The sequence below is a fragment of the Goodfellowiella coeruleoviolacea genome (assembly GCF_024171785.1).
Lineage (GTDB): Bacteria > Actinomycetota > Actinomycetes > Mycobacteriales > Pseudonocardiaceae > Goodfellowiella > Goodfellowiella coeruleoviolacea.
The window spans coordinates 58,421-79,895 of sequence record NZ_JAMTCK010000005.1 but is presented as its reverse complement, the minus strand read 5'-3'; the positions used below and the strand labels follow the sequence as shown (position 1 = coordinate 79,895).

Genomic DNA, 21,475 nt, shown 5'->3' with positions numbered 1-21,475 from the left:
CCGCGTCCTGGTTTCCGGCCTGGTTTCCGCCCTGGATTCCGGCCTGGTCGCGCACCCAGCGAAGTCGGGGCCGCCGTCCTAACCTGGTGCTAGCGGAGGTGGTCGAGATGCGAGCATCAGTTGGCGACATGCTCCGGGTGCACAGCCGCACCATTTCAACGCACGAACAGCAGGCGGAGATCATCGAGGTCCGGGGGGAGCGCGGCGAGCCGCCGTTCCTGGTCCGGTTCCCCGACGGCCACGAGAGCCTGATCTTCCCCGGACCTGACTGCACCGTCGAAGAACACCACGTGACCTGATCGCTGGTCAGCCGCCAGCGATCAGCGTCTCCACCTCGGCCCGGTACACCAGTGCCGGGTCGACGCCCATCGGGGCGAACTGGTTCTGCACCTCCAGGCTGAGCACGCCGTGCAGCCTGGTCCAGGCGAGCAGGCCCCGCCGGAACTGTTCCGGCGTGACCGCCAGGTCGCGCCGGCGGGCGAGGTCGGCCAACTGCCGGTCCAGCGGATCAGCCGCATCGGCCCGATCAGTTGCCTCGGCCGGGCCGGCTTCGGCCGGTGCCGGCGGTGTGGGCAGCGCGCTGAACGCGTCCAGGATCGCGACCATGGACCGGTTGGCGGCCTCGACCGTGTCCGGTGGGGCCGCGTAGCCGGGCACGGGCGTGCCGAACAGCAGGAGGTAGCGGTGCGGCGCGGCCAGCGCCCACTCCCGGAACGCGGCGGTCACCGCACGCACCCGGGCGGCCGGCTGGCGGCGCTGGCTGGCGCGCCCCGCGGCCTCCAGGCTCTCGGCGAGGTCCCGGTACGCGTCCCTGATCAACTCGGTGAGCAGGTCGTCCCGGCTGGCGAAGTAGCGGTACAGCGCCGGTCCGGTGAGCCCCATGCGCTTGGCGATGGCGTTGACCGACACGCCGGTCGGCCCGAGTTCGGCCAGCTGGGTCATGGCCAGTTGCTTGGCCTCCTCCCGGGTCTGGTCCCGGTAGCGCTGCCGACGGCTCCTGGCGGGTCCGGTCATCCGGGCACACCTCCTGCTCTGCTGTCTGCCGCTGCTGCTGCCCAGCCGCGCTGCTGTCTCGCCACTGCCGCTTGACAACGGCAGAGTAACAGGCTCATGCTTCTGTTACACCTTCTAACAAGCGTGAGACCTTCTGGGGAGATGTGATGGCTGAGCGGATCGTGGTGCTGGGCGCGGGAAGCGGGATCGGGCACGAGATCGCTCGCCAGCTCGTGGCCGAGGGCCGGCCGGTGCGGGCGGTCACCCGCTCCGGTCGTGGCACGCCGGACGGGGCGGACAGCCACCGGGCCGACCTGATGGACCGGGACGCGGCCATCGCCGCCTGCGCTGGCGCCACCGTGGTGCACCTGACGGCCAACCCGCCCTACCCGGACTGGGTCCGGATGCTGCCGACGATCGTGACCAACAGCCTGGCCGGCGCCGAGGCGGCCGGCGCCAAGCTGGTCCTGGCCGACAACCTCTACGCGTACGGGCCGGTGTCCGGACCGATCACCGAGGACACCCCGGAGCGGCCGGTCGGCCCCAAGGAGCGGCTGCGCGCCGAACTGGGCCGGCGGCTGCTCGACGCCCACCGCGCCGGCCGGGTCCGGGTGGCGCTCGGCCGGTCCAGCGACTACTACGGGCCGGGCGGGCTCAAGTCGCTGCACGGGATCACCGTGCTGGCCCCGCTGGCCAAGGGCGGGATCCCGATGTGGCTGGGCGACCTGGACGTGCCGCACACCCTGCCCTTCCTGGGCGACACCGCGCGCGCCCAGATCGTGCTCGGCGACGACGACCGCGCCGACGGCCGGGTGTGGATCACCCCGGCCGCCCCCACCCTGACCGGGCGCGAGTTCGTGGCCACGGCCGCGCGCCTGGCCGGTCGTCCGGGGCGGCGCGCGCTGCGCCTGCCGCAGTTCACCACCGCGGTGCTCGGGCTGGTCGACCGGACCGTCCGCGGCGCCGGGGAACTGGCCCACCAGCGCACCCGGCCGTGGATCGCCGACCACAGCGCGTTCGAGCGCACCTTCGGCCCGCTGCCGGTCACCCCGCACGAGGAGGCCATCACCCGCACCCTGGCCTGGTACCGGGCCGGCGGCGCCAGCCCGACCGGCCGGCGCTGACCGCGGCGCCGGAAAGCAAGGCCGGCAACAAGCGGGCGGGACCGGAACCAGCGGGCCGGAACCAGCGGCGAGGCCGGAAACGACAGCAGGGTCGGAAACGACAGCGGGGCCGGAAATGACAGCGGGGCTGGAAACGACAGCGGGGCCGGAAACGACAGCGGGGGCGCGTTCCGGACGAGGAACGCGCCCCCGCGTCGAGGACGGTCAGCGCGGCCGTGGCCGAGCCGGACGGACTCGGCGGTGCCAGTGCGAGTGCGTCAGGCGCCTTCGGCGGTGAGTTCGTCGCCGTCGAGGTCCATGTCCTTGTTCACGGCCTTGGGGCCGCCCTTGCCCCTGGCGCGGCGCTGCGGCCGGGGCAGCGCGGTGGGCGGCGCGGGCGGGGTCGGCGAACCGCCGCCCAGGATCAACTCGGCGAAGGTGGCCATGGCCTCGTCGAGCTGGCCGCCGATGCGCTGCTCGGACTCCTCGTTGCTGCGGCGGATCAGCGAGGACAGCGACTCGGCGTCCGGGCGGTTGGACACGGTGCCCTCGACCTTGTGCAGGCCCTGCTCGACCGCGGTGCTGAGTTCGCCGATGCGGGCGGTGAAGTCGTTCTCGACGGTGTCCAGCCGGTTGGCCATCTGGTCCAGCCGGGACGTCACCTGCTCCAGGCGCTTGGCCAGCGCCTCCAACCGGTCGGTGCTGTCGACCCGGTCGCGGGTCTCCTCCAGGGCCGCGTGCAGGGCGTCGCGGGTCTCGGCGAGCTTGCCGTTGACCGCCTCGCGGGTCTCGGCCAGCTTGCCGGTCACGGCCTCGCGGGTCTGGGACAGCGCCGCCTGCAACGACTCCGAGGTCGTGGTGACGTTGTCGCGGACCTCGTCCAGCCGGGTGTTCAGCGCGGTGGACGAGTCGCCCAGCGACCGGGCCAGTGCCTCCCGGGTGCCGTCCAGGTGCTCGTGCACGCCCTCGTCGAACTCGTCGATGCGGCTGCGCACCGCGGTCTCCAGCGCGTCCAGCCGCTCGCGCAGCGGGCCCTGCACGGCGCCGGGCAGCACCTCGATCTTCCCGTCCTGCTTGTCCAGGTGCTGGTCCAGGTCGTCGAGCCGCTTGTGGATGTGGGCGAGCTTGTCCTCCAGCCCATCCATCCGACCGGCCACGCCCTCGAAGCGGCCGGCGACCCCGTCGAGCCTGCCGTCGAGCTGCGCGAACGGCTTGGCCAGCTTGTCGACCAGGCCGTCAACGGCGCGGTTCAGCTCGCCGATCGCGTTGTCCTGCGCCTCCAGCTTGGTCAGTGTCTCGTCCAGCCGCTCGGCGAGAACGCTGACCTCGGTGCGGTCCGGCAGTTCGGACAGGCGTTTGCGAACTGAGCCCAACGACTCCAGCGGAGCCATTCGCGCGTGAATCTCGTCCAGCGCGTCGAAGATCTGCTGCTGCTCGCTCTCACGGATCTCGGCGGCGCGCACCAGCATGTTGCGCATCCGATCGAAGGACATCGTGGAGTGGGTGTTGTTGTTCTCGTTCACGGCGAGCCTTCGTCCAAGGGGAGGGGAGACTTCCGGAGCCTAACCACTTCCGTGGCGTGCCCAGTACCACCCCCCGTCCCAAATTGATGGCGTTGTGGTCACAGCTCGGCCAAATGGCCGAGTTCGGGTGCGGCTATTTGATAGCAGGTCGGGGTCTGTTCAGCGGGCATACCGGTAGTCCATCCGCCATCTGAGTGAGGTGAACAGGTCATCGCGATTGCGCAGAGTGGCGATTAATGGATTGCCCTCGACGTGAATACCGACATCAGGGTGGTTTTTGGTCCAGGCGACCGAATCGGTAATTCTAGCGTACAAGATCGTTGCGCGGTGAGTGGGGTGGATCTTGCCAGGTATACCGTGGTGCCATGCCCAAGCCGATGACACCTGATGCCATCCGCACCGCCCCCAAGGTGCTGCTGCATGACCACTTGGATGGCGGGCTTCGGCCACAGACCGTGATCGATCTGGCGCGCGAGTCCGGCTACCAGGACCTGCCCAGCACCGACGCCGACGAACTGGCCACCTGGTTCCGGGACGCCGCCGACTCCGGTTCGCTGGAGCTGTACCTGGAGACCTTCGCGCACACCTGCGGCGTGATGCAGGACGAGGCCGCGCTGATCAGGGTGGCCGCCGAGTGCGCCGAGGACCTGGCCGCCGACGGCGTGGTCTACGCCGAGGTGCGCTACGCGCCCGAACTGTTCCAGGAGCGGGGACTGTCGCTGGACCGCGTGGTCACCGCCGTGCAGGAGGGCTTCCGCCAGGGGGAGGCCCGCGCGGCCGAGGCCGGCCACCGCATCCGGATCGGCACGCTGCTGTGCGCGATGCGGCAGAACGCCCGGTCCCTGGAGATCGCCGAACTCGCCGTGCGCTACCGCGACGCCGGCGTGGTCGGGTTCGACATCGCCGGCCCCGAGGCCGGCTACCCGCCCACCCGCAACCTGGACGCCTTCGAGTACCTGCGCCAGCAGAACGCGCACTTCACCATCCACGCCGGTGAGGCGTTCGGCCTGCCGTCGATCTGGGAGGCCATCCAGCACTGCGGGGCCGAGCGGCTCGGCCACGGCGTGCGCATCACCGACGACATCAAAGTGTCCGACGACGGCAGCGTGCAGTTGGGCCGGTTGGCCAACTACGTGCGGGACCGCCGGATTCCCCTGGAGATGTGCCCCACGTCGAACCTGCAGACCGGCGCGGCTCCCTCGATCGCCGAGCACCCGATCGGGCTGCTCACCAGGCTGCGGTTCCGGGTCACCGTGAACACCGACAACCGGCTGATGAGCCACTGCACCATGACCAGCGAGTTCGCCGCGCTGGTGGAGGCGTTCGGCTACGACTGGGCCGACCTGCAGTGGTTCACGGTGAACGCGATGAAGTCGGCGTTCATCGGGTTTGACGAGCGACTGGCCCTGATCAACGACGTGATCAAGCCAGGGTACGCCGCCCTGATGGCCTGACCGCGGATTTCACGCGATCGGGTCCGGAGTTGTCCACAGGCCCCTGAGTTGTCCACAGGCACCGCTCGACCGACTGTTTCCGCAGGTGGTGGACGGTAGACTGGCCAGGGGCCGTCCCCCCGGGAAGGGTGGGGGATTGCCCTGGGGGCCGTTGGACATACGCGGGCCGCTGGTGCCGTTCGGCCCGACCGGAGTGACCGGGACCCGGCGCTGCGGTCGGGCCCCGGAGCGGCGTCAGGTGGCCGGTGCCAGGTCGCGGCGGCGCAGCAAGACCAGCCCCACCGCCGTCAGGGTGCCCGCCACCGCGGTCAGCCACAGCAGCGGCGCCACCGGTGCCGAGGCACCGCCCAACAGCACCGCCGGCACGTGCGTGAACGGCGACAGGGCCAGGACGAACCCGCTGGCCAGCTTGAACTCCGCGAGCAGGTCCACGAGCAGGAACAGGCCGAGTGCCGTCCAGCTCACGGCGACCGCGGCCCGGGGCAGCACGCCGAACAGCAGCGCGGCGATCCCGACCACGGTCCAGACGGCGGGGAGGTGGGCGAGCGTGGCCGCGGTGACGCGGGCGATGTCCCCGTCGTAGCCGAGTCCCGCCGCCGCGCCCAGCACGGTCAGCAGCAGCACCGGGCTCACCAGGGCGAACACCAGGTGGCTCAGCCCCCAACGCAGCCGGCCGACCGGAGTGGACAGCAGCAGCTCGGCGCGGCCCACCGCCTCCTCGCCGCGGGCCCGCAGCGCCGACACCAGCGCGGCCGCGGCGACGAGCTGGCTGAGCACGTACATCACGAACGTGAAGAACACGTCCGAGACGCGGGCGTCGGCACCGGCGATGGTGGTGGCCAGCTCCCGGAACCGCGGCGTGTCCAACTGGGCGTCCAGCCCGCGCGCCGCCACCCCGAGCAGCGCGCCCATCAGGCCGAAACCGGTGGTGAAACCCACGAGCGCGCCCCGGTGCAGCCGAGCGGCCAGGCCGAACGCGCCGGACAGCGCCCCGGTGTCCGGTCCAGGGCGGGTCGGCACCAGGCCGCCGGCCACGTCCCGTCGGGTGGACAACCGGAACGCCGCCGCGGTCAGGGCGGCGACGAACACCGCGACCAGGCCCAGCACCCACCACCGGTCGCCGGCGTACGGCTTGGTCAGCCGGACCCAGCCGAACGGCGACAACCACGCCAGCCAGGCGGCGCCGCCGGTGTCGGCCAGCGAACGCAGCGCGTACAGCAGGCCGCCGGTGGCGATGGCGATGCCTCGGGCCGGACCCGACGCGGCGGTGAGCTGCGCGGTGACCGCGGCCACGGCCGCGAACGCCCAGCCGCCCGCCGCGGTGGAGAGGCCGAACAGCAGGGAGGAGCCCGCGGGCAGCCCGCTGGCGACCAGCGCGGGTACCGCCAGCAGGCCCAGCAGCAGGTTGGCGGTGCACACGACCGCGAGTGCGGCGGCCAGCGGGGCGTGCCGGCCGACGACACCGGCGGAGAGCAGTTCGCGTCGGCCGGTCTCCTCCTCACCCCTGGTGTGCCTGATCACCAGCAGGATGCTGATCAGCCCGCCGATCAGCGCGAGGGAGGACCCGAGCGTCCACGCGGTCAGCCCGCCGACGCTCGCGGCGTAGATGGGGCCGCGGGTGGCCAGCTGCGCGGGGCTGCCCAGCGATTCCGTCGCGAAGGCGTCGCGGGCCGCCTGGTCGGGGTACAGGGCGGTGGTGCCGGAGGCGATGCCGGCCGGCAGCACGGCGCTGATCGCGATCCACACCAGGAGCGGCACGCGATCCCGGCGCACGATGAGCCGGATCAGCGTGGCGGTGCCGGTCATCTGGTGGCTCCCGTGTAGTGGCGGAGGAACAGCTCCTCCAGCGTTGGCGGCTGGGTGGTGAGCGCGCGCACGCCGACCCTGGCCAGTTCGGCGAGCACCGGCGTGAGCGCGTCGCCGTCCACCTGGCAGCTCAGCCGGCCGTCGGACACGGCGAGGTCGTGCACCCCGGGCAGCGCGGCCAGCTGGGGCGCCGGCCCGATCAGCTCGGCGCGCACCGTGGTGCGGGTGAGCTGGCGCAGGTCGGCCAGGCTGCCGGATTCGACGGTGCGGCCGGCGCGGATGATGCTGACCCGGTCGCACAGCGCCTCCACCTCGGACAGGATGTGGCTGGACAGCAGCACGGTGCGGCCCCGGCGCTTCTCCTCAAGGACGCACTCGTTGAACAGCGTCTCCATCAACGGGTCCAGGCCCGAGGTCGGCTCGTCGAGCACCAGCAGCTCCACGTCGGAGGCGAACGCGGCCACCAGCGCCACCTTCTGCCGGTTGCCCTTGGAGTAGGTGCGGCACTTCTTGCGCGGGTCGAGTTCGAAGCGCTCCAGCAGTTCGGCGCGGCGCCCGGGGTCGAGGCCACCGCGCAGCCGGCCCAGCAGGTCGATGACCTCGCCGCCGGTCAGCGACGGCCACAGCGTGACGTCGCCGGGCACGTAGGCCAGCCTGCGGTGCAACTCGACGGCGTCCTGCCAGGGGTCGCCGCCGAGCAACTCGACCCGACCGCCGTCGGCGCGCACCTGGCCGAGCAGGACGCGGATCGTGGTGGTCTTGCCCGCGCCGTTGGGGCCGAGGAAGCCGTGCACCTCGCCCGCGGTGACGGTGAGGTCGAGCCCGTCCAGCGCCCTGGTCCGGCCGAAGGTCTTGACCAGGCCGTCCACCCGCACCGCGGCGCTCACCGCTGTTCCCCGAACTTGTCCAGGCCGGTCCGCGCCCGCTCGTGCAGTTCGAGGCCGACGAATTCGGGCCTGATCAGGTCGAGCTGGGCCTGGCCGACGCGCAGCGCGCCCTGCGGGCCGTAGAGGTCGGTGCCCAGGGCGCGGGAGACGTGCTCGTGCAGCACGGTGATGCCCAGCTTCATCGCCGTCAGCACGGTGGCGCGGGCGCGGTGGTCGGCATCGGAGTGGTCGCCGCGGGCCAGGTTGGCCGCTGTCACGCTGACGAGTTCGTCGAACATGGCGGCGGCGGCGGGCGAGCCGTCCACGAGCGCCCGGCCGAGGTACTTCATCAGTGGCGGCGCGGTCCGGCGGACGGCCTCGACGAACTCCGGCCGCTCCAGGTTGTGGTCGGTGATGCCCTCGGTGACCTGCTCGCGGATGTAGCTGAGGACGTGCTCGTCGCACGCCTGGCGCAGTTCCTCCTTGCTGCCGAAGTGGTGCTGCACCAAGCCGGGTGACACGCCGGCCGCGTCGGCGATCGCCCGGATCGTGGTGGCCTTGACGCCCTGCTCGGCGAACAGCGCCATCGCGACATCGCGGATGCGGGCGCGCGCCGTCAGATCATCGTCGGATACTGGTCGCATGTTCAACATGCTATACGGCTGTATTGGAAGCCGTGCAAGTGTTCAGTTCTTTGGGGGTGGAACGGTGCCAGTGCGAGTGGGGCCAGCGCGCGGGTGGTGTCAGCGCGGCAGGGTGGCGTGGCGCTCCAGGAACCGGGCGACATCCGACGGGTCCTCGAGCGGCAGCGGATAGACCACCAGGCGGTCCACCCCGAGTTCGGCGTAGCGCTCGGCGGAGCGGGGAGCCACTTCCACCGGGTCGAGCGGCAGGTAGTTGATCTCCAGCCGGCCCAGCCGGTCCGGGCGCTCGACCTCGCTCGCGGCCCGCCGCAGTCCGGCGAGGTGTCGGGGCAGGTCATCGAGGGTGCCGTTGCCGAACCAGCCGTGGCCCCTGGCGATGGCGCGGCGGAACGCGGCCGGGCTGTGCCCACCGATCACGATGCGCGGCCGGGTCGGCCGCGGGTGCGCGTCGATGTCGCGGAAGGCGACGAAACGGCCCTCGTACGCGGGAGCCGGATCGGTCCACAGCGCGGTCATCGCATCGAGGTACTCGTCGGTGCGGCTGCCCCGCTCGGACATGGGCACACCGAGCGCACGCAGCTCGGGTTCGAGGTATCCGGCACCGACGCCGAGCAGCAGCCGGCCCCGGCTGAGCACGTCCAGGCTCGCCACCTGCTTGGCGAGGACGAGCGGGTTGCGCTGCGGCAGGATCACGATCCCGGTGCCGAGTTCCAGTCGCTGGGTGACGGCCGCGACATAGGACAGGTGCACCAGTGGGTCGAGGATCGGATCCGTCGGCTCCATCGGCGATGCCGCCACCCGGGGGCTGGGCAGCACCACGTGCTCGCCCGCCCACCACGACGCGTAGCCGAGGTCCTCGGCCAGTCGCGCCAACCTGACCGTCTCGGCCGGGCCCAGCGTGGCCTTGGCGTTCAGCCCCGAGACTCCCAGTTCCATCCCCGATGCCCTCCTGTGGTCGATGCTCCCGTCCCATCGTGTGGCCGCTCAGCAGCAGCCGTCCAAGACATGCGGCTATAGCCTGCGACTATGGATGTCCATGTCCGGGACCTGCGCTACTTCGTCGCGGTGGCGGAGGAGCTGAGCTTCACCAGGGCGGCCAGCCGGCTGTTCATCGCCCAGCCGTCGTTGAGCAAGCAGATCCGCCAGTTGGAGACCCTCCTGCGGGTCACGCTGTTCGACCGGGACCACCGCTCCGTCGCGTTGACCGCGGCGGGCGCGGCGCTGCTGCCGCAGGCCCGGCTGATCATCCAGCAGTGGGAGGCCGCGCAGTGCGAAATCTCCCACGTGGTCACGGCGGGGCGGATGACCGTGACGGTCGGTTTCCACACCAGGATCGGCCGCGGTCTCACCGCCGGGGTCACGGCCCGGATGGCCACCCTGCTGCCGGGGTGGAAACTGCTGTTCCGGCAGGTCTCGTGGAGCGACCCCACGGTCGGACTCGCCAGCGGTGACGTTGATGTGGCCATCGCCTGGCTGCCGATGCCGGACAACCGCGAGTTCTCGTGGCGGGTCGTGGCCACCGAGGAGCGGTGGGTCGCTCTGCCCGTCGGACACCGGCTCGCCGCGCAGGAGGTCGTCCCCCTGGACGAACTGGCCGACGAGCCGTTCATCGCGCTCCCGCGCACGGCGGGACAGCTCCGCGAGTTCTGGCTGGGAAATGATCAGCGCCCGGCGCCGGCGCGGGTGGTGGCTGAGGCCGAAACCGCGGAGGAGTCCCTCGAAGCCGTCGGCTCCGGGCTGGGCCTGGTGCTGCTCTCCTCGGGCAACGCGGAGATCTACCAGCGGGACGACATCGTGTGCCGACCCGTCGCCGGGCTCACCCCCAGCGAGTTGGCCGTTGTCTGGCGGGCACGGGACGAGCGGCCCGCCCTGCGCGTGGTCATCGACGCGTGCGCCCGATGTCTGTGCGACCAGCCGGGCGCGATGACACCGGCCGGGTGACGAGCCGCCACCCGACCGGCCGCACCGGGGCGGCACCCGACCAGCGCGTCCGGCCACCGGCACGCGCTGGTGAGTGGGGAGCGGCTACCAGCGGTCCGACCGCAGGATCGAACCGAACTCCGGTTCGTCGTCGTCCTCGACCGGCCTGGGGCGGCGGGTCGGTCGGGCTGACGGGGTCGCGGCGGCCGCGCCGCGTTGGCCGGTGCCCGGCGCCCACCCGGTGGTCGGGCCGCCCGAGGCCGGCCCGGTGGTCGGTGCGGTGGCTGGCGTCTCCGGTTCCTCCTCGCCCGGTTCCTCCTGCACCAGGTGGCCCAGGCCGGCCAGTTTGGCCAACTCGATGGTGAGCGCGTCCCCGGCCGCCGGGGCCAGCAGGTCGAGCGCGGCCACGGTGGCCGCCTGGGTGGCTTCCCCGGCCAGCCGGGTGATGGTGAGCCCCAGCAGGTCGGCGCCCATGCGCAGGGCCTGGTCGGCGATGGTCAGCTCGACCAGGGCGCCGTGCACGTTCGCGCCGACCCGGATCGCCCCGTCGGGGCTGCTGGCCCGGCCGACGACGGCGGCGAGCCGCTGTTCCAGCCCGTTGCTGCGGTCGGCCGCGTCCTGGACGTCGGTCACCAGTTCCGCGATGCTGCGCGGCTCGGTCACGACTGCCTCCCCCTGGTCATGCCTGCCTTCGTTCGGTCGCTGCCGCCACCGGTCGGGCGGTGGCCCATTGTCGCCGGCACGGCTCACCAACCCCGCCGGGCGGTCTCGGCGTCCTCGTCCTCGGCCAGCCGGGGGTCGAAACCGAGCCCGAGCCGGTCCAACTCGCCGGCCGCGTCCGCACCCACGGCCGCGCGCATCGCGTACTGGGTGCGCTGGTTGGCCTTGGCGCTGGCCTGGTTGGCCACGGCCAGCACGGTCTGCGCCAGCCGCTGCCCGCCCTGCCGCAGCGCCTCCGGGGACAGGGTCACCGAGCGCAGCGCCCCGCCGGGGCCGGCCTCCACCACCACGGTGCCGTCCCCGCTGGTCGCCCGCGCGCCCAGGGCGCCGGGCCGGGCCACGGCCGCGCGCAGCCGCTGCTGGTTCGCGGCGACCTCCGCGTTGATCCGCCGCGCGTCGACGATCTCATCCATTGTGGACACTCAGCTCCTCTGTGCGGTCAGCCCGCCGGGGCGACCGGAATCCTGTGCTCGCAACGCGATTCCCATCCGGTTCTCACGCGGTGGGCCGGTAGAAGCCGTAGAACGACTGGCCGCCGTTGCTGGTGCGCAGGTTGGTGATCTTGACGACGTCACCGGTCTTGGGCGCCTCGATCATCTTGCCCTCACCCACGTACATGGCCACGTGCCCGGACCAGACGATCAGGTCGCCGGGCTGCAGGTCGCCGCGGGAGACCTTCTTGCCCTTGCCCTGTTCCTGGGCCAGCCGGGGCAGCTGCACCCCGCCCTGCTTGTAGGCCCACTGGGTCAGGCCGCTGCAGTCCAGGCCCTTGCCCGGGGTGGTGCCGCCCCACTTGTAGGGCACGCCGAGCTGGGTCAGCGCCGCTCGCACCGCCTTGGCGGCCCGCTCGTTGGGCGCCTTCACCGTGCCCAGCCCCTGCGGCAGGGTGATGTCGGTGCCGCTGCCGAACTTCGACGACGGCGGGGTCATCACCGGCGGGCTGCCGTCACCGCCGCTGCCGTTGCCGCCGCCACCACCGCCACCGCCGCCGCCGTGGCCGCTGGGCGAGGTGGACGAACCGCCGCCGCCTCCGCCGCCACCGCGGTGGCCGCTGGGCGAGGTCGCGTCACCGCTGGGCTTCTTCGGTTCCTCCGGCCGCTTGGACGGCTTGGGGGTGGCCGTCCTGTCGCTGCCGAGCGAGTCGGTCACGCCGTCCAGCTTGGGCGCGGACGGCAGCGACTTGAGCTTGCCGGCCGCGTCGGACAGCTCGTCGCGCACGCCGGTCAGCACCTCAGCGGACTTGCCCGCGTAGTCCGAGGCGATCGACTTGACGATGACCACGCCCATCAGCAGCGCGCCCACCCCGCCGATGCCACCGACCGCGCTGGCCGCCTTGAGCACGGCCGTGGCCTTCTTGGTGTACTCGTCGATGAGCTGCTCGACCTTGGCCTTGCCGTCCTGGACGGTGCTCAGCGCGGTGCCGACCGCGCTGCCGCCCTTGCTGGCCTGCTCGGCCGTGTCGGTCAGCGCGGTCTGCAGCTTCGGCCACCGCTGGGCGAACGCGTCGGCGCGGTCCCCCTCCCACTGGCCGGCCAGCGCGTCCGAGGCGCTGCGGTGGCTCTCGGCCAGCTTGGTCAGCCCTTCCGCCGCCTTGGTCAGGGCGTCCTGGGCGCTCTGCGCGGCGCCACCGTTCGGTGTGAGCTTCTGCCGGTGTTCGATCATGGGCGCGGCGAACGCCTGGACTACTGAACCGACGTCGAGCATTGTGTGCCCCCCTCAGCTGCCCCAGGGCGCGACCGGCCCGGTTGGCGGATAGCGGTTGGTGACGGGAAAACAACGGGGAAAACGGCGCTGGCTCACGCGCTCACGCGTTCACGCGTTCACGCCGGCGAAGCCCTGCGCGGTGCCGGCGTCCTGGACCTGGTAGTCCTGGGCGGCCTTGCCCACGGCCGAGGCCAGTCCCTCGGTCGCGGTCGCCACGTCGGCGATGGTCCTGGCCAGCGTGGTGCCCAGTTCGGCGAGCGCGGCGGAGAACCCGGCTTCCTGCCCGACGTCACCGAGGCAGTCCGCCGGCACCGACTGGACACCGGACAGGCCCGAGGACCCGACCTCGTTCACGTCCTCGGCCAGTTGACCGGTCTTGCTCGCGTACGCCGACAGTGCGGCGGGATCGACTGAAAACCCCTTGGCAGTCATTGGGCCCTCCGGTGTTCGTGTCCCCCACTCAGAGCGAACTTACGTGCCCGAGGTTCCCCTCCGGGGTGAAATCGTCAGGTCCGCGCCCAGGTGAGCGCTGCGACACGCGAAACCGGCCGCCCCGCGCGCTGGACGCGGGACGGCCGGGCAGGTGCGGACCGGGTGGCGGCCGGTCAGTCAGTGGGTGCGCAGGCGCGCCTCGACCGAGGCGACCAGCGCGCGCCACGCGGCGACCTCGGCGTCGAACGGCGGGCTCGGCGCCAGCCGGTTCGGGTCGGGCCGCAGCACGTAGGACACCAGCCAGCCCAGGCTCTCCGACGGGTTCAGCGCGTCGCGCACGCTGTCGTCGTCGGCCCAGTCGCCGGCGTCCTCCAGCAGCTCCACCGCCAGTTCGAGCTGGCTGGGGTCGATCGCCTCGGGGCCCTCGGCGATGTCGTCGGCGAGCCCGGTGAGCACGTAGGTGTTGTCCGCGCTCACCTCGATGTCCAGGTCACCGTCGGTGGCCTTGAGCATGACCTCCGACCAGGTGGACACGGCGGCCAGGTCGTTGGTCTCCGGGTCGCCGGCGTCGACCAGGTAGCGGCCCAGCGCCCGGGGCGAGGTGAACGTGTCGATGCGGCCCTTGGCGCCGAGGAACACCGGCGCGTCGTCCAGGTAGCAGCGCAGCGTGTACAGCTCGCCCTCGGTGGTGATGATCTTGATCGGGTCGATGCCGACCTCGGCCCAGAACCCGGTCGGCTCCTCGACCTCGTCGGCGTCCGCGCCGTCCTCGGCACCGTCCTCATCGGACTTGTCCAGCTCGGCCGCCTCGAACTCCTCCTGGGCGGCGTCCAGTGCGGCGGCGTCGACCTCGGGCGTGGTCACCACGGCGTCGAGCGCGTCGAGCACCTCGTCCCAGCGCTCGGCCACGACCTTGGCCAGGTCGGTCCACAGCTCCGCGCCCTCGCGACCGGTGAACGGCAGGGTGCCCTGCGGCAGCAGGTCGAACCCGGCGGCCGAGTCCAGCACCTCGTGCACCTTCTCCAGGTCGCACACGTCGGCCAGCGAGCGCACGATCGCGACGATGTCGGCGAGTTCGCCGATCACCCAGGTGTCCGGGTCCTCCGCGACCAGCTCGGGCACGCCGACCAGGTCGAACTGGTGGTCGACGTCGGGCATCAGGTCGGTGACCGACAGCCCCGGCACCACCGACCAGGCCGGGTGGTCGATGAGGTCGTGCTCCTCGGCGGTGCGGACGAACGCGGCCAGGTGGGGCGCGTCCGGGAAGGCGTACAGGTCGTCCTCGTTGCCGAGGAACGCCTCCCACTCCTCGCCTTCCTCCCGCCACCGCGGTGCCCACAGCGTGACGAGGTCACCCTGGGTCAGTCCGAGCTCGATCGGGACGATGTCCTGAGCCATCTGACCTCCCGGTCAGGCCATGCCTTTGCGCGGCCTACGGATATGCCGGAGCAAGAGGGTACGGGTAACGGTTGCGCGCGCGAGCACCGGAGGTCGGGTCCCGGCCTATCCGCGCTCGGTTGGAATGACGGTGCCGGCCGGGTGGCGCGGCGGGCCGTGCCGTGGCCGGACGCGGTTTCCGGTCGCGGGACCACCCGGTCGGGACAGACGTCGGACGAAACCGGCCGAAGCCGGAAATATTACGTAATGACAAGGAAATATCGTGAAGTCATTGGTTCATAACCGGGTATGCCGCGAATAGTCCTGTACCGGCGTACCACATCATGCTCCGTTGAGCGGTACCGATTCCAACGGTCTTACTCGATCATCTAGTCGTGGACGTTGCCGAGCACTGGGGACGGATCGTGCAGTGGTTGGCAGATCACGCCCCGGTAACCTACGCACCACTGATCGCGGGTTCAGCCGAGCAGGACATCGTTGCCCTGCAACAGGAACTGGGATTCGAACTCCCGGTGGACCTGCGCACCTGGTGGACGCTGTGCGGCGGAACCCGGGACCGCGCGTTCGCGGAAGTGCTGCCGCCGTTCTACACCCCGTACAGCGCGGCCGACGCGCTGGACGCAAGACGAATGTGGATGAAGATCACCAGAGACAACTGGGGCGCGGTGGAGGCCGAGCCGGAGGCCGGATCGATGGCGTGGAGCTGGCACCCGGCGTTCGTGCCCATCGCGTTCGACGGCTGCGGCAACGACCTCGTCGTGGATCTGAGACCGGGCGAACTGCACGGCTGCGTCAAGGAGCACGACCACGAGGAGGGCGCGCTGCGCAAACCGGAGTGGCCGAGCCTGACGGTCATGCTCGACGAGGTGGCCACCGCGCTGGAGTACCGCACCACCGTCAACTACTGCCACCCCAACGTCACCGTGGAGGGCCGACTGGACTGGCGCACCAACTGAGCGCAACCCCTGGCGCGGCCGGGCGGGTGGGGCCGCGCCGCTGGTCAGGTGCTGGACTGCCAGCGCTGCTCGTCGGGCAGCCGGGTGCCGTAGTGGACCAGGCAGGTCGGGCAGTAAGCGCGCGGCGCCGTGTGCTCGACGTGGCCGCTCGGCACGCTGTGGCCGCACAGCGCCTCGTAGAACGTGCGTGCCCGGTCGGTGAGCTGGCCGGCGGGAAAGGCGTGCCAGGTGGCGTCGTAGCTCGACATCAGCCACTCGACCCGCGCGCTCGCGTTCACGGGCCGGCCCCCGTCAGCGCGCTGTTCGCGGGTCTGCCGGGCGGCGGCCGGGCGGCCACACCCCGGCGGCGACCCCAGCTCGCGCCGTCCCGCCCCGGGTTGCCCTGTCCCGGGTTGCCCTGCCCTGGGTTGCCCTGTCCCGGGCGGGCCGTTGCAGGTTCCACCACATTGGTCGCTCCCCGCTGCCGTGCCGACCGACGTGGAATCGGTTGACTGGGTTGGTGCGGTCGAGCCAGGTCGGAAATCCACCCGCACCCGTCTGTGCGCGGTGCTGTGAATGATTCGTGCTCGACCAGGAGGTTTTACCGTGTGCCAATGGTCCCGGTAACCGTGACCATGTCAGGCATAATGCCAGGCGCAATGCCTGGCATGGAATTCGTCGAATGGGTGACAGTGCGCCGCTGGGAAGTGTGCTGGACACGCAAGGGGGAATGATGCGACCGACCGTGCGGAGCCGTCGGCTGGGCAGCAGACTGGGCCACTACCGGCAGCGCAGCGGCCTTTCCGGCACCGAGTTGGCCGCACGGATCGGCATCCACCAGGCCACCTGGTCGAAGATCGAAACCGGAAAGGCGAAACCGTCGCCCCGGGTACTGGACCGAATCGTCGCGGAATTGGCGATCCCGGCCGATGCCGTCGCCCAGCTGGACGAGCTGCGCCGCAAGGCCGAGGAACCCGGCTGGTGGCAGGACTACGGGGACATCCTGTCCGAGGCCGTGCAGCTGTTGATCGAGCTGGAGGCGGACGCCTCCTGGATCCGCACCTACGAGGGCCACCTGGTGCCCGGTCTGCTGCAGACCCGCGACTACGCCGAGCGGGTCATCACCGCGGCCGCACCGCACATCCGGGTGTCCGACGTGGACCGCTACCTGGAGCTGCGGATGCGCCGCCAGAAACGGCTCGCCGAGGGGCTGCGGCTGACCGCGTTCCTCGGCGAGGCGGCCGTCCACCAGCAGGTCGGCGGCCCGGACACGCTGCGCGACCAGCTGCGGCACATCACCCGGGTGACCGAGGAGCACGACGTCACCGTGCGGGTCGTGCCGTTCACCGCGGACGCGCACGCCGCGCTCGGCGACTCGTTCGTGATCATCCAGTGGCCCGACGAGAGCGACCCGCAGGCCGTCTACGTCGACGGGGTGACCTCGTGGACGGTGCACGAGCGCGACGGCGTGATCCGCAGCTACCTGCACGCGATCGCCTCGGTGCAGAGCCAGGCGCTGTCCCCGAGGGACTCCCTCGACCTCATCCGCCACGTGATCAAGGAACTGCCATGACCCCCACATCCCCGGCGGGGCTGTGGCGAACCAGCAGCCACAGCACGGGAACCGGCAACTGCGTGCAGCTCGCCTTCACCGCCGACGCGGTCGCCGTGCGCGACTCCAAGAACCCGGCCGGCCCGGTCCTGACCTTCGCCAGGGCCGGGCTGGCCCGCTTCCTCACGGTCCTCAAGCGCGACCGGCTCACCCGCTGACCGGCCAGCCCTGGCCGACCAGCCCTGACCAACCAGTCCTGGCCAGGGGGCGGCAGGCCGGGATCACACGCCCACGGGGTGCCAGACGGTCTTGGCCTCCACGAAGGCGCGCAGCCGGCCCAGGTCGGGCTGGGCCGACCAGTCGGGCTCGGTGGTGGGGGTGCGCAGCACGCGCTTGACCGTGCCGGCGGCGGCGCGTTCCAGCTCGACGCGCTGGGCCTCGGGCGCGCCGGTCAGGTCCAGCGCGTTCACGTCGGCGTGCGCGGCCAGCCACGGCGCCAGTTCGGCGGTGCGGCCGGTGAGCACGTTGACCACGCCGCCAGGCACGTCGGAGGTGGCCAGCACCTCGGACAGGGTGATCGCCGGCAGCGGGCGGTCCTGGCTGGCCACCACCACGCAGGTGTTGCCGGTGGCGATCACCGGGGCGACCGCGCTGACCAGACCCAGCAGGGACGAGCGCTGCGGGGCCAGCACCGCGACCACGCCGGTCGGCTCGGGGGTGGTGAAGCAGAAGTAGGGGCCGGCCACCGGGTTGGCCGAGCCGAGCACCGCGGCCAGCTTGTCGGTCCAGCCCGCGTACCACACCCAGCGGTCGATCGCGGCGTCCACAATGGACTGGGCGCGCCTGGTCTGGGCGCCCTCGGCCGCGCTCACCTCGGCCACGAACTGCTCGCGCCGCCCCTCCAGCAGCTCGGCGACCCGGTAGAGCACCTGGCCCCGGTTGTAGGCGGTGGCCGCCGACCAGCCGGCGAACGCCTTGCGGGCCGCGACGACCGCGTCGCGGGCGTCCTTGCGGGAGGCCAGCGCGGCGTTGGCCAGGAACGTGCCCCTGCTGTCGGCCACCGGGTAGACCCGGCCCGACTCGGAGCGGGGGAAGGCCCCACCGACGTAGAGCTTGTAGGTCTTGGCCACGGAGATCCGTTCAGACATCGAGGTACGCCTCCAACCCGGTCCGGCCGCCCTCCCGGCCGAAGCCCGACTCCTGGTAGCCGCCGAACGGGGCGGAGGGATCGAAGCGGTTGAACGTGTTCGCCCACACCACGCCGGCCCGCATCCGCTGCGCCAGCCACAGGATGCGCGAGCCCTTGTCGGTCCACACGCCCGCGGACAGCCCGTAGGGCGTGTTGTTGGCCTTGGCCACGGCCTCGTCCGGGGTGCGGAAGGTGAGCACCGACAGCACCGGCCCGAAGATCTCCTCGCGGGCGATGCGCATGGCCTGGTGCACGTCGGAGAACACCGTGGGCGCGAAGAAGAAACCCTTGTCCGGCAACGCGCACGGGCTGCTCCACCGCCGCGCGCCCTCGGCCTCGCCCGACGCGGCCAGCTCGGTGATCTTGGCCAGCTGCTCGGCCGAGTTGATCGCGCCGATGTCGGTGTTCTTGTCCAGCGGGTCGCCCAGTCGCAGCGTGGCCACCCGGCGGTGCAGCTTGTCCAGCAGCTCCTCGGCCACGGACTCCTGCACCAGCAGCCGGGAGCCCGCGCAGCAGACGTGCCCCTGGTTGAAGAAGATGCCGTTCACGATGCCCTCGACGGCCTGGTCCAGCGGCGCGTCGTCGAACACGATGTTGGCGGCCTTGCCGCCCAGCTCCAGGGTGAGCTTCTTGCCGGTGCCGGCCACCGAGCGCTGGATCAGCTTGCCGACCTCGGTGGAGCCGGTGAACGCCACCTTGTTCACGCCGGGGTGGTTGACCAGCTCCGCGCCCACGTCACCGGCGCCGGGCAGGATGTTGACCACGCCCGGCGGCAGGTCGGCCTGCTGGCAGATCTCGCCGAGCACCAGCGCGGTCAGCGGCGTGGTCTCCGCCGGCTTGAGCACCACGGTGTTGCCGCAGGCCAGCGCGGGCGCGATCTTCCAGGCCGCCATCAGCAGCGGGAAGTTCCACGGGATCACCTGGCCGGCCACGCCCAGCGGGCGCGGGTCCGGCCCGTACCCGGCGTAGCCGAGCTTGTCGGCCCAGCCGGCGTGGTAGAAGAAGTGCGCGGCGGCCGTGGGCACGTCCACGTCCCGCGACTCGCGGATCGGCTTGCCGTTGTCCAGGGTCTCCAGCACGGCCAGCTCGCGGGCGCGCTCCTGGATCAGCCGGGCGATCCGGAAGATGTACTTGGCCCGCTCGGCGCCGGGCATCCTGCCCCACACCCGCTCGTAGGCGCGCCGGGCCGCCTTGACCGCCTTGTCCACATCGGCCGGTCCGGCCGTGGACACCTCGGCGAGCACCTCCTCGGTGGCCGGGTTCACCGTCTTCAGCGGCTCGCCGGTGCCCTCGACGAACTGGCCGTCCACCAGCATCCAGTAGTTCGGCTTGAGGCCGGCGATGTCCCGGGACTCCGGCGCCGGGGCGTACTCCCACGGTGACGAACCGGGGGCACCGGTGGCACCCGTCGAGCCGGCCGAGCCGGCGGGGCTGGCCAACGCGGAGTCGTTGGCGTCAGGGGCGTTGGTCATTGCGAGTCAGTCCACCGTCACGTAGTCCGGGCCGCTGTAGTGGCCCTCCAACTGGGTCCGCCGCTGCATCAGCAGGTCGTTGAGCAAACTGGACGCCCCGAACCGGAACAGGTGCGGGGACAGCCACTCCGGCCCGGCCACCTCGTGCACCGCGACCAGGTAGCGGACCGCGTCCTTGGTGGTGCGGATGCCGCCGGCGGGCTTGACCCCGCGCAGCTGCCCGGTCAGCCGGTGCCAGTCGTGCACGGCCTGCAGCATCACGTGGGTCACCGGCAGGGTCGCGGCCGGCGACACCTTGCCGGTGGAGGTCTTGATGAAGTCACCGCCGGCCAGCAGCGCCAGCCAGGACGCCCGGCGCACGTTGTCGTAGGTGGCCAGCTCGCCGGTCTCCAGGATCACCTTCAGGTGCGCGTCCGGGCCGTGCTCGCGGACGCAGGCCGCCTTGACCGCCTGGATCTCCTCGAACACCTGGCCGTAGCGGCCGGACAGGAACGCCCCCCGGTCGATCACCATGTCCACCTCGGTGGCGCCGGCCCGCACGGCCAGCTCGGTGTCGGCCAGCTTCACCCGCCGGTTGGCCCGACCGGACGGGAAGGCCGTGGCCACGCTGGCCACCCCCACCCCGGTGCCGGCCAGCTCGGCGACGGCGGTCTCCACCAGGTCGGGGTACACGCACACGGCGGCCACCCGGGGCACGTCCGGGTAGTCCGGGTCGGGGCGGCGGGCCTTCGCGCACAGCGAGCGCACCTTGCCGGGGGTGTCCGCGCCCTCCAGCGTGGTCAGGTCGACCATGCTGATCGCGGTGTCGATCGCCCAGAGCTTGGCCGCCTTCTTGATGCTGCGGGTGGCCAGACCGGCGGCGCGCTGTTCCACGCCCACCTGGTCGACGCCGGGCAGCCCGAACAGGAACCTGCGCAGCGATGCCTCGTCGCGCACGGCATCGGTGAGTGCCGGGGGGAGTGGGCCGGTGCCGGGGGTGTCCGGCGACGCGGCTGACGACGTTGTCGACGGTGCGGCCATGCGCCCGAGTGTATGCGGGCGGATGAGCGGTTACTCCTCGATCTGCCCGCGGTCCCCGCCGCCCCTGACCTTCTTGCGGCGGGGCCGGCGCACCTCGACGCCGGCCATCATGGCCAGGCCGGTGACCCGCACGGTCGGCGCGCCGGGCGGGGCCGGCTGGCCGCCCCGCCGCATCGTGTTGTCCTCGAAGGCACCCATGAAGCCGACCCCGTCGACCCGCACGGCCACGTCCTCGGGCACGGTGATCTCCACCCCGCCCCAGAACGCGAACACGTTGATGGTGACCTCGGACTCCTCGAACCGCGCGTGGGTCAGGTCGATCTCGACGCCCCCCATCACCGCCACGGCCGTGTGCGTGACCGGCACCACCCACTCGCCCTTGCGGCTCGCGCCGGACATCACCGCGATCGACGTGGACGGTCCCGGGGTGCCGCCGACCCGCGCGCTGGCGGGCAGCGGGGCGGCGCCGGCCACCGGCTGGACCGCGGCCGGGTGCGGCACGGCGAGCTGGTGGCCGGGCAGGTCGCTGGTGAGCGGCGCCAGCTCGGCGAAGGTCTTGGCCTGGTAGACCCGCTGCAGCCGGTCGTCCAGTTCGGCCAGGGTCAGCCGGCCCTCGCCCATGGCCTGGTGCAGTGCCTGGGCCACGCGTTCCCGGTCCTGGTCGGAGGCGCGGAACTGGCTGGGGTCAACGGGACCCGGCTGCTCGCTCACGCGCAGAAGTGTAGAGCGGTGCGGAAGCCGGGG

Annotated in this window: 23 protein-coding genes; 7 read left to right on the top strand and 16 right to left on the bottom strand. The window is 72.0% G+C overall.

Going from position 1 to position 21,475, the window contains the following annotated elements; all coding sequences use genetic code 11:
* The first annotated feature begins 107 nt into the window (after positions 1-107).
* Positions 108-299 carry a DUF1918 domain-containing protein gene (locus LX83_RS11820; RefSeq protein ID WP_253770365.1) on the top strand — a complete coding sequence of 64 codons (192 nt, stop codon included), beginning with the start codon at positions 108-110 and terminating at the stop codon, positions 297-299.
* Between the two features lie 7 nt (positions 300-306).
* Here LX83_RS11820 and LX83_RS11815 read toward each other — a convergent pair whose 3' ends face one another.
* On the bottom strand, positions 307-1,014 hold the full coding sequence (locus LX83_RS11815; RefSeq protein WP_253770363.1) for a TetR/AcrR family transcriptional regulator: 708 nt from the start codon (positions 1,012-1,014) through the stop codon (positions 307-309).
* Between the two features lie 146 nt (positions 1,015-1,160).
* Here LX83_RS11815 and LX83_RS11810 point away from each other — a divergent pair, with 146 nt between their 5' ends.
* The gene (locus LX83_RS11810) at positions 1,161-2,117 is read left to right on the top strand and encodes an NAD-dependent epimerase/dehydratase family protein (protein ID WP_253770361.1); all 957 of its coding nucleotides are present in this window, start codon (positions 1,161-1,163) and stop codon (positions 2,115-2,117) included.
* A gap of 257 nt (positions 2,118-2,374) precedes the next feature.
* On the opposite strand, the gene LX83_RS11805 is transcribed toward LX83_RS11810, so the two are convergent.
* Positions 2,375-3,574: a hypothetical protein gene (locus LX83_RS11805; RefSeq protein WP_253771111.1), complete on the bottom strand. Its 1,200-nt coding sequence runs from the start codon at positions 3,572-3,574 to the stop codon at positions 2,375-2,377.
* A gap of 410 nt (positions 3,575-3,984) precedes the next feature.
* On the opposite strand from LX83_RS11805, the gene LX83_RS11800 reads away from it, so the two are divergent.
* Positions 3,985-5,073, top strand: coding sequence for an adenosine deaminase (locus LX83_RS11800; protein WP_253770359.1), 1,089 nt, complete (start codon positions 3,985-3,987; stop codon positions 5,071-5,073).
* 234 nt (positions 5,074-5,307) lie between these two features.
* Here the strand turns inward: LX83_RS11800 and LX83_RS11795 are convergent, their stop codons facing one another.
* From LX83_RS11795 to LX83_RS11780, 4 genes are all read right to left on the bottom strand, one after another.
* Complete coding sequence (locus LX83_RS11795; protein ID WP_253770357.1) at positions 5,308-6,879, bottom strand: ABC transporter permease; 1,572 nt, start codon at positions 6,877-6,879, stop codon at positions 5,308-5,310.
* Positions 6,876-7,766, bottom strand: a complete 891-nt coding sequence (locus LX83_RS11790; protein WP_253770355.1) for an ABC transporter ATP-binding protein — start codon at positions 7,764-7,766, stop codon at positions 6,876-6,878. Before LX83_RS11790 ends, LX83_RS11795 begins: the two co-directional genes overlap by 4 nt.
* A complete protein-coding gene (locus tag LX83_RS11785; RefSeq protein ID WP_253770353.1) occupies positions 7,763-8,389 on the bottom strand; it encodes a TetR/AcrR family transcriptional regulator in 627 nt (208 codons plus the stop codon). Before LX83_RS11785 ends, LX83_RS11790 begins: the two co-directional genes overlap by 4 nt.
* A gap of 99 nt (positions 8,390-8,488) precedes the next feature.
* Positions 8,489-9,325: an LLM class F420-dependent oxidoreductase gene (locus LX83_RS11780; RefSeq protein WP_253770351.1), complete on the bottom strand. Its 837-nt coding sequence runs from the start codon at positions 9,323-9,325 to the stop codon at positions 8,489-8,491.
* A gap of 90 nt (positions 9,326-9,415) precedes the next feature.
* On the opposite strand from LX83_RS11780, the gene LX83_RS11775 reads away from it, so the two are divergent.
* Positions 9,416-10,330 carry a LysR family transcriptional regulator gene (locus LX83_RS11775; RefSeq protein WP_253770349.1) on the top strand — a complete coding sequence of 305 codons (915 nt, stop codon included), beginning with the start codon at positions 9,416-9,418 and terminating at the stop codon, positions 10,328-10,330.
* 84 nt (positions 10,331-10,414) lie between these two features.
* Here the strand turns inward: LX83_RS11775 and LX83_RS11770 are convergent, their stop codons facing one another.
* The 5 genes from LX83_RS11770 to LX83_RS11750 all read right to left on the bottom strand — a co-directional run bounded on the left by LX83_RS11770 (position 10,415) and on the right by LX83_RS11750 (position 14,563).
* Positions 10,415-10,972, bottom strand: coding sequence for a hypothetical protein (locus tag LX83_RS11770; RefSeq protein WP_253770348.1), 558 nt, complete (start codon positions 10,970-10,972; stop codon positions 10,415-10,417).
* An 83-nt stretch (positions 10,973-11,055) separates the two neighbouring features.
* Positions 11,056-11,442: a YbaB/EbfC family nucleoid-associated protein gene (locus LX83_RS11765; RefSeq protein ID WP_253771109.1), complete on the bottom strand. Its 387-nt coding sequence runs from the start codon at positions 11,440-11,442 to the stop codon at positions 11,056-11,058.
* Between the two features lie 82 nt (positions 11,443-11,524).
* Positions 11,525-12,733 (bottom strand): bifunctional WXG100 family type VII secretion target/C40 family peptidase, encoded by a 1,209-nt coding sequence (locus LX83_RS11760; RefSeq protein WP_253770345.1) that lies wholly within the window; start codon positions 12,731-12,733, stop codon positions 11,525-11,527.
* Positions 12,734-12,841: 108 nt separating this feature from the next.
* Positions 12,842-13,165: a type VII secretion target gene (locus LX83_RS11755; protein WP_253770343.1), complete on the bottom strand. Its 324-nt coding sequence runs from the start codon at positions 13,163-13,165 to the stop codon at positions 12,842-12,844.
* A 177-nt stretch (positions 13,166-13,342) separates the two neighbouring features.
* On the bottom strand, positions 13,343-14,563 hold the full coding sequence (locus LX83_RS11750; protein ID WP_253770341.1) for a primosomal protein: 1,221 nt from the start codon (positions 14,561-14,563) through the stop codon (positions 13,343-13,345).
* 374 nt (positions 14,564-14,937) lie between these two features.
* On the opposite strand from LX83_RS11750, the gene LX83_RS11745 reads away from it, so the two are divergent.
* Entirely contained in the window at positions 14,938-15,519 is a 582-nt protein-coding gene (locus tag LX83_RS11745; protein WP_253770340.1) for an SMI1/KNR4 family protein, read from the top strand.
* Between the two features lie 44 nt (positions 15,520-15,563).
* Here LX83_RS11745 and LX83_RS11740 read toward each other — a convergent pair whose 3' ends face one another.
* Positions 15,564-15,797 (bottom strand): hypothetical protein, encoded by a 234-nt coding sequence (locus LX83_RS11740; RefSeq protein WP_253770338.1) that lies wholly within the window; start codon positions 15,795-15,797, stop codon positions 15,564-15,566.
* Between the two features lie 434 nt (positions 15,798-16,231).
* Here LX83_RS11740 and LX83_RS11735 point away from each other — a divergent pair, with 434 nt between their 5' ends.
* Both LX83_RS11735 and LX83_RS11730 read left to right on the top strand, forming a co-directional pair.
* A complete protein-coding gene (locus tag LX83_RS11735) occupies positions 16,232-17,071 on the top strand; it encodes a helix-turn-helix domain-containing protein (protein WP_253770336.1) in 840 nt (279 codons plus the stop codon).
* Positions 17,068-17,268 carry a DUF397 domain-containing protein gene (locus LX83_RS11730; protein WP_253770334.1) on the top strand — a complete coding sequence of 67 codons (201 nt, stop codon included), beginning with the start codon at positions 17,068-17,070 and terminating at the stop codon, positions 17,266-17,268. The genes LX83_RS11735 and LX83_RS11730 overlap by 4 nt, the downstream gene beginning before the upstream one ends.
* Positions 17,269-17,331: 63 nt before the next feature.
* On the opposite strand, the gene LX83_RS11725 is transcribed toward LX83_RS11730, so the two are convergent.
* Genes LX83_RS11725 through LX83_RS11710 form a run of 4 tightly spaced genes read right to left on the bottom strand, consistent with a single transcriptional unit; the run spans position 17,332 to position 21,442 of the window.
* Positions 17,332-18,198 carry an aldehyde dehydrogenase family protein gene (locus tag LX83_RS11725; RefSeq protein ID WP_253770332.1) on the bottom strand — a complete coding sequence of 289 codons (867 nt, stop codon included), beginning with the start codon at positions 18,196-18,198 and terminating at the stop codon, positions 17,332-17,334.
* Positions 18,191-19,711 (bottom strand): aldehyde dehydrogenase family protein, encoded by a 1,521-nt coding sequence (locus LX83_RS11720; protein WP_253770330.1) that lies wholly within the window; start codon positions 19,709-19,711, stop codon positions 18,191-18,193. The genes LX83_RS11725 and LX83_RS11720 overlap by 8 nt, the downstream gene beginning before the upstream one ends.
* Before the next feature lie 6 nt (positions 19,712-19,717).
* A complete protein-coding gene (gene deoC / locus LX83_RS11715; protein WP_253770327.1) occupies positions 19,718-20,731 on the bottom strand; it encodes a deoxyribose-phosphate aldolase in 1,014 nt (337 codons plus the stop codon).
* A gap of 30 nt (positions 20,732-20,761) precedes the next feature.
* A complete protein-coding gene (locus LX83_RS11710) occupies positions 20,762-21,442 on the bottom strand; it encodes a DUF1707 SHOCT-like domain-containing protein (RefSeq protein WP_253770325.1) in 681 nt (226 codons plus the stop codon).
* Positions 21,443-21,475: the final 33 nt, after the last annotated feature.